Genomic DNA, 13,777 nt, shown 5'->3' with positions numbered 1-13,777 from the left:
ATGAGCACGTTGTACATGCTTGCCTTCGACCACCGCGCCTCGCTGACGAAGATGTTCGGCGAGCACGGGGGCACCTACCAGGGGCGGCCGGTCGACTACTCCGCGCTCAAGCGCGTCATTTGGGAGTCGTTGCCGCTGGCGATCGAAGCACGCGGGCTGCAACGGTCGACTCTGGGCGTCCTCGTCGACGAGGAGTACGGCGCCGACGTCGCCCGGGAGGTCGCCGGAGCGGGCCTCCTGCTGGCCATGCCGGCCGAGCGCAGCCTGCAACGGGTCTTCGAACTCGAGTACGGCGACCAGTTCGACGTACACATCGAGGCGTTCGACCCGGACCACGTGAAGGTGCTCGCCATCGCCGACGAGACGCTGCCGGCCGACCTCCTGGCCGTCTCGATGTCCCGGCTCCGGCAGCTCTCGGAGTGGGTGTCCCCGCGACGCCAGCGGCTGATGCTGGAGCTGCTCGTGCTCCCGTCCGCCGAGCAGCTGGCGCAGGTCGGCGACGACCGGGAGCGGTTCGACACCGAGCTGCGCCCGCAGATCATGGTGGACACCATCCGGGCCTACCAGCAGGCCGGCATCGAGGCGGACATCTGGAAGGTCGAGGGCCTCACCACCGTCGACGACTACCAGGCGGTCGCCGCGCAGGCGCGGGCGGACGGCCGCGACGACGTCGAGTGCATCGTTCTCGGCCGGGGCGCCGACGACGCGCAGATCCTGCGCTGGCTGCACGCGGCCGGCCAGGCCGACGGCTTCACCGGCTTCGCGATCGGCCGCAGCACGTGGGCGCCGAGCCTGGAAGGGCTGATGGCCGGCCGGCTCGACCCGGAGCAGGCCCGCGCGGAGATCGCCGGCCGGTTCGTGTCGTACGTGAACGCCTTCGAGGGCAGGACCGGGGACCTCCCGTGACCAGAACGGCCGACGAGGTCTATCTCGGCGTCGACGTCGGCACGACGTACACGAAGATCCAGATCGTGGACGCCGACGGGAACACCGTCGCGCTGAGTTCCCGGGCCACCCCCTGGGAGCGCACGGCGGGCGTCACGATCCTCACGCCCGACCGGCTGCTCGACGAGGTGTTCCAGCATCTCGAGACGGTGCTCGACGACCATCCGGCCCGCCGGGTGGTCGGCATCGGCCTCACCGGCTTCGGCGAGACCGGCGTACCGCTGGGCGCGCAGGGCGACGTCCTGGCGCCCGGCCTGCCCTGGTACGACCTGCACGGCGCCGACCAGCTCGACCGGCTCGCCGTCTCGCTCGGCCGGGAGGCGTTCACCGGCAGCAGCGGCCTACCCATGAACCTCAAGCCGTCGCTGTTCAAGTTCGCCTGGCTGGCCGAGCGGTACGCCCCGCTGTCGCGCTGGGTCCGGTGGGTCAGCATCCAGGAGTGGCTGGCGTTCCGGCTGACCGGGACGATCGCCGCCGAGGCGTCGCTGGCCAGCCGTACCGGACTCCTCGACGTCGTCTCCGGGGACCAGTCGGCGGAGACCAGCGCCTGGGCGGGCGTACCGCCGACCCTGCTGCCCGAGCGGGTGGGGGCCGGCACGTCGATCGGCCGGGTGACAACCGGGCCGGCCCGGATCCACGGCGCGCACGTCACCATCGCCGGCCTCGACCACCTGGTGGCCGCGGTCGGGCTGGGCGCGCTCGACGACGCCGACCTCGTCGACTCGTGCGGCACCGGGGAGGCGATCATCCGGCGCCTGCCCGAGCGCCCGTGGAACGCGCTCAACCTGGTGGATGCCGTGAACCGCGAGCTCTCCGTCGGCCGGGACGTGTTCCCCGGACGGTTGCAGGCCATGGCCAGCGTGCGCAGCGGGATCGGCATGGGACGGTTCCTGAAGCTCATGGGAATCCAGCGGGACGAGCTGCCGGCGCTGGACGAGGCGGCGCTCGCAGTGTTCCCCCGGGTCGACGGACCCCGGGTCTCGAACGTCTGGCTCGACCAGGCCCAGCTCACCAACATCGACTACGAACCGGACCGGGCCGAGGTGTGGCGAGCCGTCATCGAGGCGGTGCAGGAACGCGCCGCCTACCTGGTCCACCAGCTCGACGTCGTGGCGGGCGTCCCGGCCCGCCGACGCATCATGACCGGCGGCGGGTTGACCAGCCGCGCGGTCCGCGAGATCAAGCGCCGTTATCTCGGCGACTACGAACTGCCGGACATTTCCGAGGCCACCAGCCTCGGTGCCGCGCACTTCGCCCGGATGGCCGCCGGTGCCATCCCCCCGATCCGGATCACCGGATCGTCGTCCGACTCGGCAGTCGACAACGCCCCCGACCACCCCCACCTTGCGCCCGTCGACCCTGCCGATCACCTCGCCAGCGTGCCTGGCGGTAGAGAAGATCAGAGGTAAGGCATGCGACACCACCGACTCGGCGTCGGCATATGCGCCGTCACCGCACTCGCTCTCCTCGCTGGCTGCGGCGGTTCCGCCGGTAGCGACAGCGACGGCCCGAAGACCATCACCTTCGCCGCGTCGATGCTCGGTGAGCCGACGCGCGGCCCGCAGTTGACGGCCCTGCTGGAGAAGTTCAACGCCAGCCAGGACGACTACGTCATCGAACCGGTCTCCATCCCGTTCGCGTCCTTCGGCACGACCATCTTCACGCAGCTCGGTCAGGGCAAGGGCCCCGACGTGATCGCGTTCGACCAGATGAACATCTACGAGGCCGCCGACGCGAAACTGATCCGTCCGCTGGACGACGTCGTGAAGGGCGTCGACCTCACCGCGGCCTCCGAGTCGCTCAAGATGGACGACCACCAGTGGGGTGTCCCGCTCGACGTCTCCAACTACGCGCTCATCTACAACCCCGACCTCGTCAAGAAGCCACCGACGACGTTCGAGGAGTTCAAGCAGGTCGCCCGGGAGCAGACCACGGCCGGCCGGTACGGATTCGCGTTCCGGACCACCCAGGCCGAGGAGGCCGGTGTCTGGTACGACCTGAGCAACTTCGTCTACGGCGCGGGCGGCGCGTGGAGCGACGACGCCGGCAACCCCACGATCAACAGCCCGCAGACGGTCGCCGGGGTCAAGGCGTTCGCCGACGTCTACCAGGCCGGCGTCATTCCGAAGGGCTCGACCGCCGCCGACTACCGCCGGATGTTCGCCACCGGCAAGGTCGCGATGATGATCGACAACGGCGGGATTCCCACCGTGCTCCGGGGCACCAACCCGGACATCCCGATCGCCGCCGCGCCCGCACCGTTCCCGACGCAGAACATCGGCCAGGTGATGGCCGCCATCGGCATCAACGCCAACACCCGCAACGCCGAGGCGGCCGAAGCGTTCGTCCGCTGGTTCCTCGGTAAGGAGGCGCAGACGACCGTCCAGGGCTTCCTCGGCGGAAGCCTGGTCGCCACCCCCGTGGAGCGGACCACGGAGGAACTCACCAAGTCGCCGTTCGTCGAGGTGTTCGACGCGCAGAGCGAGCACGCCCGTTCGTTCATCCCGACCGGGCTCGAGGTCGAGACGCCACGGATCCGCTCCGCAGTGGTGCAGGCGGTGCTCAACGCGCTGCAGTCCGGCGGAGACATCCAGCAGGCCCTCGACGGAGCGCAGGACAAGGCCAAACAGCTCGCCGGCAAGTAGTTGCCCACGGGAGTGGGGGACCGGCGTCGTGCCGCCCCCACTCCCGCCCCGTCCCGCCGGTCCCCCCAAGCCCCCGGGCGTACGCCCGTCCCCCGACGAAACGAGCCACACATGTCCGTACTCGACGCGACATCGACGCGCGGCCGCCAGCGTGTCGGCGGGCCGAAACCGGCACCGCGACGACGGGCGGGCGAGCGTCTGCTGCCCTACCTCCTCGCGGCACCGGCCGTCATCTACCTCGTGGCGTTCCAGGGCATCCCGTTCCTCCATCAGGTCGTGCTGAGCTTCTCCGACACGAGCCTGCTCAACCCCACGAGCATCGAACTGATCGGCCTGGAGAACTACCGCGAGGTCTTCGCCGACCCCGGGTTCCTCAACGCCGTTCGCGTGACGATCGTGTACGTCATCGCCTGTGTCGCCGGGACGATGCTGCTCGGACTCGGCGCGGCGCTCTTGATGAACCGCAAGTTCCGGGGCCGTGGCGTCGCGCGGTCGCTGCTGATCATCCCGTGGGCGGCGCCGGCCGTCGCCGTCGCGCTGGTCATGGCGTGGATCTTCAACCCCCAGTACGGCGTGGCGAACGACGCCCTCGGCGTCGTCGGCCTCGCACCTGCCGACGGGCAGTGGCTGGACAGCACGTCCCGGGCCCTGGGCACGATCCTCTTCATCACGATCTGGCAGTTGTTCCCGTTCACCGCCGTGATCATCCTGGCCGCGCTCCAGGCCGTCCCCGAGGAACTCCACGAGGCGGCGCTGCTCGACGGCGCGAGCTGGACACAACGCTTCCGGGCCGTCACCTGGCCGGTCATCCAGCCCACGATCTCGATCCTGGCCCTGCTCATGACCATCTGGTCGATCCGCCGCTTCGAGCTGATCTGGCTGATGACCCAGGGCGGACCGGCGGGCAGCACCAACACCCTGGTCATCGACCTCTATCGACGGGGCTTCGTCGAGCGTGAGCTCGGGCACGCAGCCGCCGTCGGGTTCGTCGGCGTCGTCATCTCGTTGGCGATCACCGTCATCTTCTTCGTTGTCAGCAACCGAGCAGAGAAGTCGGCCTAGCCATGCGTCATGGAATCAAGCACCGAATGGGCCTGACCGGAGCTGTCACGGTCGTGCTCGCCCTCGTCGGTCTCGCCGTGTTCCCGTTCTACTGGATGCTCGTCACCGCCACCCGTACCGACGACGAGCTGTTCGGCGACCGCCCGCCCCTGTTGCCCGACCTGTCCGGGCTGAGCACGTTCGCCGACGTGTTCAGCGATACGACCATCGTCGGCTGGCTCACCAACAGCGCCATGATCGCCGGTGGGACGACGCTTCTGACGATGATCCTGGCCGTGCCGATCGCCTACGCGATGTCCCGGTTCAGCTTCCGCGGCAAGGTGCTCGTCGGCATCGCGCTCCTGGTGACCCAGATGCTCCCCGAGGCGGTGCTCGTCGTACCACTGTTGTCGGTGTTCAAGACGCTCAACCTGCTGGACAGCCTCGGTGGGCTCGTCCTCGGCAACACTGCCTTCGTGCTGCCGGTGGTGACCTGGATCCTCAAGAACGCCATCGACACCGTGCCCCGCGACCTCGACAACGCGGCCAAGATCGACGGCTGTTCACCACTCAGCATCCTCTGGCGGGTGATCGTCCCCATCGTGGCGCCCACCATGGCGGCCGGATCCGTCATCGCGTTCTTCCACGGGTGGAACGAATACATCTTCGCGGTGAGCTTCCTTACCGACCCCGGACTCCAGCCGATGTCCGTGGGGCTCGCCGGATTCATCGGGGAGATCAGCACACCGGTCCAGACCGTCATGTCCGTCGGCATGATCTACACGCTGCCCGCCGTGGGCCTCTACCTGCTCCTGCAGCGCTACATCGTGTCGGGTATGGCCGCCGGCAGCGTCAAGGGCTGAGGGTCAGCGGCCGGGAACGTCCCACAGCCGGACGGTGCCATCCCAACTGTCGGTGGCGATGGTCCCCCCGTCCGGGCTGAAGACGACGCTGCTGACCTGGTCGGTGTGGCCGGTGAGGGTGGCCATCCGGCGCGCGGTGCTCGCCGACCAGATCTGCACGTGGTTCTCACTGGCGTACAGGGCGACCAGGCTGCCGTCGGGGCTGAACACCGCCGACTCGTTGACCGCCTTGCCGAAGTCGAGGACCCCGATCAGTCGTCCCGACGGCAGGTCCCAGAGTCGTGGCAGTTCGTCGTAGCCACCGATGGTGAGCGCGGCCCGGCCGTCCGGGCTGACCAGGACGGCGTCCACCGTGCCGGTGTGCCCGGTCAGCGTCGCCAGGGCGTCGCCCGTCGAGGTGTCCCAGTAACGGGCGGTCTTGTCGTAGCTGCCGGTGACGAGAATCCGCCCGTCCGGGCTGAAGGCGAGGGCCTGGACCGCTGCGGCGTGCCCGACGAGCGCGGCGAGCAACTGGCCGTCCGCTGCCCGCCACAGGTACGCGACGTTTCCGCTGGACGTGGCGACGAGGTCGCCGTTGGCAGAGAAAGCGAGGTTCCCCACCCCGGCGCGGTGGCCGGCCAGGAAGAAACGCGTGTCGCCGCTCTTCGGGTCACGGATGCGTACCCGCTGGTCACTGCTGCTCGCCGTGGCCAGGAACCGGCCGTCGGGGGAGAAGTCCGCCCACTGCACGCCGCCCGCGTGCCCGTCCAGCACGACGACCAGCCGCCCGGTCGTGAGATCCCACAGCCGGGCGAAGTCGTCACCGGCCGCCGTGGAGGTCAGGAGGGTGCCATCGGGTGAGAACGTCGGCCGGCGGGAGTCGCTGGTGTGCCCCCGGAAGACGTGGACCGGTCGACCCGACCCGGCATCCCAGACCCGTACCGTCTGGTCGGCGCTGGTGGTGGCGAGCAGCCGGCTGCCCGGCGCGAACGTCAGACCGGTGATGCTGCTGTCGTGGCCGACCAGCCGGGTGATCCGGTCGCCGGTCGCGGGTTCCCACACCCACACCGTGTCGTGGCCGTAGGCGCTGACCATCGCGCCGTTCGGGCTGAACACGACGCCCTCGATGATGTCCTCCTCGTCGGCGAGGAGGGTGCGCCGGGCGGCGTCCCTGGGCAGCGCCGACCACAGCAGCAGCGCGGCCAGCGCCAGCGTGCCCACGCCACCGGCGAGCAGGACCCGACGGCGTACCGTCCGCCCCACGGCCCGTGGCGGGATCGGCTCGCTGGCCAGACGATCCTGTAGCCGGACGTGACGGAACTGGTATCCCGCGCCGGACTGGCGCAGCAGTTGCCGGGATCGGGCGTCGGCGAGGAAGCCCATGAGGCGCAGCGGAAGCCGACCCCGGGCGGCGAGCACCAGCCGGGCGATGACGAACCGTGCCCACGCCCGGGTCAGCAGGAGCAGCGACATGACGACCGCAGCGGGAACCAGCAGCAGCAACGCCATCGGTGGCGGGCTCGCATCGACGATGTCGTGGACCTCGTAGCCGGGCCGCCCGATCAGGTAGCCGACATCGGGTTCGCCCGGCGCGCCGGGCCAGCCGGTGAGCGCGTCGCTCAGCAGCCGGCCGAGCACCGTGACCAGGTACGCCGCGGGCAGCAGGAGGACCGCGACCACGAGTCCACCGGTCGCCGAGCCGACCAGCGCCGAACGGCGATCCTCCCGGAGGAACGTCTCCGGGCTGGCCTGTCCCGCCCGCGACGGTGGCGCTTCCAGCCAGTTGTGCGCGGCCAGCGCGAGCCCCACCACGATGGCGGCGACCAGCGCGCCCACCGCACCGGTGAGGTAGTTGCGCAGGTAGTTGAAGGACCAGCCCTCGCTGGACACGGCCGTCAACGACACGGCGAACCCGGCGAGCACCGGCACCGCGATGATGGCGACGAGCGCCGTACCCGACCAGAATCCCCGCCGGAGTCGGCCCACCGAGCCGCGGATCGCGAACGAGAGGCGGCTGGGCGTCCGTCCGGCGACCGCGTTCCAGACGAGGATCGCGAAGACCACGAACGTGCCGCCGGCCATGAGGCTGACGCCCAGCACGTCGGTGGGGCGGACGTCCTCCGCGCCCAGCAGCGGTGCGAGCAGGACGGAGGTCACGACCGTCAGCAGCAGGCCGCCGCCGAGTGCCACGCCGGGCGCCGTCCACGGCGAGAGCATGCGCTGGCTGATCCGCCACCAGGCGAGGTCACGCTCGCGGTGGTCGTGCAGGTGCCGCGCGAGCAGGGTCAGCCAGCGCCGGGCCTTCGCCGCCCGCATCGCCGCCTCGGCCCGCTCCTCCGGCGTCACCGGGACGTTCCAGGCGGGGGCGTACGCCGCGTCGATCAGCCGGTCGATCAGATGGTCCTCGACGTCGTGCCGGGTCCGCAGGGACAGCAACTCGCCGGGATCACCGGCGCCCTGGTAGTAGACGGTGCGGGCGACGGAGACCATCAACGGCGTGGACAGCGCCGCCGCCAGATCTCCGTCCGGGTGCGTGCGCAAGTGCTCGACGACGCTGCGCCACGAGGTGGCCGGCGGCCACTCGATGCTGTTCAGATAGGACACGATCTCCTCGTGGGGTAGCGGCGCGACGGTGACCACGGGTGCGCTGCGCAGCTTGCGGGAGCCACCCCGGATGACGTCCTGGTACTCGGTGTGCCGGCAGGTGACGACGACCGGTCGGTCGTTGCCGACTGCCGCGTTGATCGCGCGTACGGCGCTGCGACGCGACATCTCCGGTATCTCGTCGAGGCCGTCGAGGATCGGCAGGAGCAGTTCGCGTTCCAGCAGCAGGCGCGGGATGCTCTCTTGGCCGCTGTAGTACAGCGACGCCAGCGTCCGTACGATCCAGGCGTCGAGCGGCTGCCGGACCGGGTCCCACGAGGACGCCGACAGCAGCACGGGGGTGGGTGAACCGGGCGTCCGCCGCCACAGGAGTCCCAGCGTGAGCATCATCGCCAGGACCGTCTTCCCGGCGCCCGGCTCGCCGAGGATGACGAGTCGACCGCTGTACTGGGCCCGATACTGCTCGGCCAACGCCCGCGCCGCGTCGTCGAAACGTCCCGCCATCCGCTGGCCCCTCGTCCGCAGCACGCGTGCGGATGTCGGTGCGGCCAGGTCGCTCAGCTCCGGATCGGAGAGGGTCCAGTCGAGGGGCAGGACACCCGGATCGCGCAGCATCCGTGCCTTGGCCTCGGTGGTCCACTCGGCGGTGAGGATCTCGGCGAGGTCGTCGACGAGCGCGGCTGGATCACGGACCGGCCCCGGAGGTCGTAGCCAGAGCGGCAGCACGTCGGCGAGAAAGCTTCCGATGCCGGCCAGGAGCCCGATGACACCGGTGACCTGGGCACGGTACGCCTCGTCCGCCAGCGCCAACCAGACCGCGAGGCCGGCGCCCGCCGCGACGACCAGCGCCAGGACGATCCGCTGACGAAAGGGACGGCCCGTCATGCGTATCCCCACCTCACGTGGAGCTGCGGGCAGCCGCCCGTAGCAGCATCGCCACTGTACGCAACGGCTGTCGGTGCGGCCATCACGCGAACGGGCGAACGAACCGGGGCTGGGCAGCCGAGGTGACGTCTGACGGAACGGTTGGGGTGCCGGGGACCCGGGGTTCGCGGCCGCTCCCGTAGGGCGTGACGGCCAGCTCAAAGCCGGCCGCACCCTGCCTGCGCATCCTTGACGGTTGGTCTATACCAGTATTAGCCTACGCCGCACCTGCCCGAACGCGCCGGTGGCCTCTGCTGACCGAGCACATGCCCGCCCGTCCGCGTCGCGGTCACCGACTTGATGAGGAGAAGGGCTGATGGCTACTAGACGACGTTCGAACCGATGGACACGCGTGGCTGCACTCCTGGTGGCGTGTCTCGCGGCCGGGGGAGGCGTCCAAGCGCCGGTTACGGCAGCGGCGCCGGCTTCACCCCTGGCTGCGTCCGGGCCGTCAGGTGGAGACGCCATGCCGGACGGGCCGGTCGGCGGTCGACCGGACCAGCCGGCGTTCCCGGACGGATACGTCCAGCGCGTCCAGGCGGCCCTGCGGCAGGGGACCGACACGTGGGGCGAGCAGCTCATGGCCCTGCCCGGTGGCCCGACGATGGCAAACATGCGGGACCTTCTCGTGCCGGCCAGCCATGGCGACGACTTCTGGCACGACACCCGGTGGAACAACCTGCCGCTGACGTACCCGATGCCGGACCTCAAGAACTTCAGCGCGCAGCGGGACTTCAGCTTCCACTTCAGCGACGGTAGCCAGATCAACTCGGACTTCGCCGACGGGCGGACCCGGCAGTGGGTCAAGTTCTACGTCGGCGACGGCGCCGAACTCTACGGGTCGGCCGAGACCAGGCTCGACGAGCCGACGCTCGCCGATGGCTACCAGCCCGTGCTGCAGAACCGCTACACCGACCGCCAGGGACGGATCTACGAGCGGGAGTCCTTCGTCACGCGGTTCTCCGACTCCGCCCGGCTCATGAGCATGGTCCGCTTCACCGTCCGGCCCGGGAACTCCGGCCAGACGTCGGCGAAACTCCGCGTCAACCTGAACGGCATGTACGTCGCCGGGGCCGTGGCTTCCGGAAACAACCTCAAGGTGGGCGACAAGCTCGCCCTCGCCCACAGCGGCCAGGCGGCGTGGAACGCACCGGACCTGACCTACACCCTCGACCTCAGCGAGGGCCCGGCGGAGGTCCACCTGCTCCTGATGAACCAGCCCCAGGCGCTCGGGACGGTCGTCATGGACAAGAGTGGATACGACACCAAACGGGCGCAGATGATCGCCTACTGGAAGGGCCAGCTCGACACCGGTAGCGGGGTGCAGATTCCGGAGAAGTACGCCGCCGACGCCATGCGGTCCATGCTGCTGACGAACCTCGTCATGGGCTACAACCTCACGATCGGCAACGGCTACGAGTTGCCCGACGACCAGAGGTTCGCGTGGATCCCCGAGGTGGTGGCCACGGTGGGATCGCTCGGCGACTTCGGCTACGCGTCGCGCACCCGGCAGACGATGGACGAGTTCCTCGTCCGGGGGCAGTACCTCGACGGGTTCACAACCTGGGAGCGGGGCATCAAGCTCCAGGCGGCCGCACGGTACGTCCTCCAGACCGGCGACTCCGCGCTCATCGCGACTCACCTCGCCGACTTCAAGGCATGGCTCGCCGACATCGCGAAGCAGCGGACCAACGACCCCAACGGGCTGCTCGCCAAGACAAGCCTCTACTCCGACAACAGCACCAAGGCCCATGGCATCCACCACCAGGCCGACGTCTGGCGCGGCCTGCGTGACATGGGCGTCGTGCTACGCCTCATCGGCCGCCCCGACGACGCAGCCGCCTTCACCGCGCAGGCCGACGGGCTGCGCACCGCGACCCTCGACGCGATCAACCGGAGCAAGACACAGCTGCCCGACGGCTCGATCTTCGTGCCCATCGCGCTGCTCGATCCCAACGACTTCGACCCGGCCGGGATGATCACGGACTCGCAGCATGGCAGTTACTGGAACCTCATCATGCCGTATGCGCTGGGCAGCGGCCTGATCGACCACAACAGCCCGCTCGGGAAGGGCCTGACGGCCTTCCTCAACAACCACGGCGGCCTGTTCCTCGGGCTCACCCGGTTCAACCTCTCCGGTGAGCCGGTCGAGGCGTGCCAGACCCGCCCTGCTGGCCCGTGGCCCGCAGCGGACGGTTACCGCTCGAGCGGCGTCGACCAGCAGTACGGCTGGTCCTACCTCAAGTACCTCGACCAGATCGGTGACGCCGATCGGATCGGGCTGACGTTCTACGGCATGCTCGCCCAGGGCTTCACCCGCAACACCTTCATCGGCGGCGAGGGCGAAACCGTCGCGCCGTGCCCGATGGAGTACTACCGCTCCCAGTTCCGGGCACCCCTGTCACCGAACAACGCCACGTACCTCAAGGCGCTGCGGGGGATGCTCGTCAACGAGACCCTCGACGCCGCAGGTGTGCCGACCGAGCTCGACCTCGCGCCGGCGACGCCCAAGCCGTGGCTGTCCGACGGCCAGACGGTCGGGGTCACCGAACTGCCGACCCTGTTCGGCCCGCTGACCTACTCCATCACCTCGACCGTTGCCCGGGGCACGATCCAAGCCACGGTCACGCCGCCACCCGCTGCGGCGGGACGGCCCGAACTCCGGCGGGTCAAGCTACACCTCCGAGTGCCCGCGGGCTACCGGCTGGACGGCGTGACGGCCAACGGCAGGGCGGTGGCCGTCCAGGACGACACCGTGACCATCCCGGGCACGGGGACGACCACCGTTCGCGCGACCGTGACGCCGGTTCCGGTGGCTCCGGTGTCCAGGGCACAGGTCATCGCGGCAGACCTGGCGCCCATGGTGGCGCCAGGGGCGACGGCCGACCTCGGAATGCTCGTCGAGACGTCCGGGACCGGTGTCGTCAAGGGCCGGATCTCGGTGGACCTTCCGAACGGATGGACGTCACGGTCCGGGCAGATCCCGTTCGCCCGCAATGCCAAGAACGGGCTCGCATGGCAGAAAGTCCTCACCGGCGTCTCGGTCCCGGATGATGCGGCGCCGGGTGACTACCGGATCGTCATGACCGCCCGCCCGGATGGCGGGGAGCCGAGGGCGTTCACCACGACCGTGACGGTGGCCCGGCCGGCTTCCGGGACCTACGCGGACCTGGTGCGAGCCGACGGCGCCGTCGGTTACTGGCGGCTCGATGACAGTGGGGCGACAGCGCTCGACAGGTCCGGGCACGGCAATGACGGGGTCGTCCGGGGAACCGTGGTCCAGGGCCAGCCGGGACCGCTGGCCGATGAGAACAGCCGGTCGATGAGCCTTGAGGGCGGCTACATCGAGGTGCCCGACTCGGCAAGCCTGAGCCTGACCGGCCCCTATGCCCTGGAGGCATGGGTCTACGTCCGGGAGGGCGGCGACCAGGGCGTACTGGAGAAGTACGACTCGCCCGCGCGTAACGGGTACCTCCTGCGCCTGGGCGCGAGGAACCGGCCGGCGGCGATGAACCTCTCGGACACCCTGTCCACCACCGGTCCGGCCGGTGCCCCCGTGCTGCAGTGGGGCTGGCACCACCTGGTGTCCGTCTTCGACGGCTCGACGCTCAAGATTTATCTCGACGGCATCGAGCGCGCTTCCGTGCCGATGAGCCGGGTGCCGACCGACGGGGCTGGCTCGCTGAAGATCGGGGCACGAGGGGACGACGCGGGGAACCCCTTCGGTGGATGGATGTCGGAGGTCGCTGTCTACGATCGTGCGCTCACCCCGGACAAGGTGAAGGCCCACTACGTCAAGGGCGTGACGGTCGTGAGACGGTGAGATCTGCTGGTCAGCTGATCTCCGGCGTGTCCCGGTAGAGGCGCAGGGTCCATGATCACAAAACGATCATGGACCCTGCGGTCTGCCCGATCTCACCTGGTACTGCCGTAGCCACCCGGTCACAGCGATTTGCCGTTCCTTTCTCCAGGCCCCCTCGTGCCGGACAGTCCATCGTGACGGGTCCTGACCGGCTTCAGCTCGGCCTACTGCACCCCGTCGGGCGCGTGGTTGCTGCGGCTGCTCTGACTCTCCACCCCGCCGTACGTCAGCCGAAGGGGTTGTGCCGGGGCAGCGCCGAGCCGGTGAGCCTGCCTTCCGGGTTGTAGACGACACACATGACGTCGCGGTCGCCGTCCGCCCAGCTCTCCGCCGTCGGGATGATCGGGTAGTAGTCCAGCCCCGACTTGTCCTTGCTGGTCCAGTTGTGGACGAAACCCCGCCCGCAGCTCTCCCACGCGTAGGCGGCGAGCGAGTCCCGGTCGAACAGGCCGTCGGGGACGTGGACGATGCCGTACGCCTGGTTGTCGGCCTGCTCGACGCACGGCCGGTACCGGACGACCTCCTCGTTGGCCGCGCGGGAGTAGGCCGGGTCGTCGAAGCACTCGGTGACCTCGATGTCGAGGATGCCGGTCGTCGCCGGGGTGATGAACGTGTCGCCCTTGACTACCACGGGTGAGGCCGGCTCGGCGAACAGCATCCCGAGCGCGACGACGCTCGCGGCCACCGCCGCCTTCTGACGGTACGACCACCGCCTGTGACGCTGCCGGACGACGTTCATCGGTACCTGATTCTGTGAACCGTTGGGGACCGGCCGATGGTAGGCGCAGCGGGCTGGCGCCGAGGCCAACTCCAGGTGTCCACCGAATGGCGTCATGGTGATGCCTGGCCTGACCGCGTTGTCCCTGCTCAACCGCTTGATGATCTGACTCACAGCTCGCATTACTTCGTCCCTG

At 69.7% G+C, this 13,777-nt stretch carries 8 protein-coding genes; 6 read left to right on the top strand and 2 right to left on the bottom strand.

Annotation, left to right across the window (positions count from 1 at the left end):
• From GA0074692_RS12760 to GA0074692_RS12740, 5 genes are all read left to right on the top strand, one after another.
• Positions 1 to 906, top strand: a complete 906-nt coding sequence (locus GA0074692_RS12760; protein ID WP_091643933.1) for a 2-deoxy-5-keto-D-gluconate 6-phosphate aldolase domain-containing protein — start codon at positions 1 to 3, stop codon at positions 904 to 906.
• A complete protein-coding gene (locus GA0074692_RS12755) occupies positions 903 to 2,354 on the top strand; it encodes an FGGY-family carbohydrate kinase (protein ID WP_176738431.1) in 1,452 nt (483 codons plus the stop codon). The genes GA0074692_RS12760 and GA0074692_RS12755 overlap by 4 nt, the downstream gene beginning before the upstream one ends.
• A gap of 3 nt (positions 2,355 to 2,357) precedes the next feature.
• Positions 2,358 to 3,590 (top strand): ABC transporter substrate-binding protein, encoded by a 1,233-nt coding sequence (locus tag GA0074692_RS12750; RefSeq protein WP_091643927.1) that lies wholly within the window; start codon positions 2,358 to 2,360, stop codon positions 3,588 to 3,590.
• A gap of 111 nt (positions 3,591 to 3,701) precedes the next feature.
• On the top strand, positions 3,702 to 4,652 hold the full coding sequence (locus tag GA0074692_RS12745; protein WP_091643924.1) for a carbohydrate ABC transporter permease: 951 nt from the start codon (positions 3,702 to 3,704) through the stop codon (positions 4,650 to 4,652).
• 2 nt (positions 4,653 to 4,654) lie between these two features.
• A complete protein-coding gene (locus GA0074692_RS12740) occupies positions 4,655 to 5,494 on the top strand; it encodes a carbohydrate ABC transporter permease (protein WP_218106644.1) in 840 nt (279 codons plus the stop codon).
• Between the two features lie 3 nt (positions 5,495 to 5,497).
• Here GA0074692_RS12740 and GA0074692_RS12735 read toward each other — a convergent pair whose 3' ends face one another.
• The gene (locus GA0074692_RS12735) at positions 5,498 to 8,962 is read right to left on the bottom strand and encodes an NACHT and WD40 repeat domain-containing protein (RefSeq protein ID WP_091643918.1); all 3,465 of its coding nucleotides are present in this window, start codon (positions 8,960 to 8,962) and stop codon (positions 5,498 to 5,500) included.
• 505 nt (positions 8,963 to 9,467) lie between these two features.
• On the opposite strand from GA0074692_RS12735, the gene GA0074692_RS12730 reads away from it, so the two are divergent.
• Positions 9,468 to 12,824 (top strand): LamG-like jellyroll fold domain-containing protein, encoded by a 3,357-nt coding sequence (locus tag GA0074692_RS12730; RefSeq protein ID WP_141725261.1) that lies wholly within the window; start codon positions 9,468 to 9,470, stop codon positions 12,822 to 12,824.
• A 265-nt stretch (positions 12,825 to 13,089) separates the two neighbouring features.
• Here GA0074692_RS12730 and GA0074692_RS12725 read toward each other — a convergent pair whose 3' ends face one another.
• Positions 13,090 to 13,548 (bottom strand): hypothetical protein, encoded by a 459-nt coding sequence (locus GA0074692_RS12725; RefSeq protein WP_141725260.1) that lies wholly within the window; start codon positions 13,546 to 13,548, stop codon positions 13,090 to 13,092.
• Positions 13,549 to 13,777: the final 229 nt, after the last annotated feature.

Source organism: Micromonospora pallida, from assembly GCF_900090325.1.
GTDB classification, from domain to species: Bacteria; Actinomycetota; Actinomycetes; order Mycobacteriales; family Micromonosporaceae; genus Micromonospora; species Micromonospora pallida.
The sequence above is the reverse complement of the archived record's forward strand: the minus strand, read 5'-3'. Positions and strand labels throughout refer to the sequence as shown.

Excerpts from the sequence above, each read along its gene's own strand:
- GA0074692_RS12740 (WP_218106644.1), top strand. The coding sequence starts at position 4,655 with ATGCGTCATGGAATCAAGCACCGAATGGGCCTGACCGGAGCTGTCACG.
- GA0074692_RS12760 (WP_091643933.1), top strand. The coding sequence starts at position 1 with ATGAGCACGTTGTACATGCTTGCCTTCGACCACCGCGCCTCGCTGACG.
- GA0074692_RS12730 (WP_141725261.1), top strand. The coding sequence starts at position 9,468 with ATGCCGGACGGGCCGGTCGGCGGTCGACCGGACCAGCCGGCGTTCCCG.
- GA0074692_RS12735 (WP_091643918.1), bottom strand. The coding sequence starts at position 8,962 with ATGACGGGCCGTCCCTTTCGTCAGCGGATCGTCCTGGCGCTGGTCGTC.
- GA0074692_RS12750 (WP_091643927.1), top strand. The coding sequence starts at position 2,358 with ATGCGACACCACCGACTCGGCGTCGGCATATGCGCCGTCACCGCACTC.
- GA0074692_RS12745 (WP_091643924.1), top strand. The coding sequence starts at position 3,702 with ATGTCCGTACTCGACGCGACATCGACGCGCGGCCGCCAGCGTGTCGGC.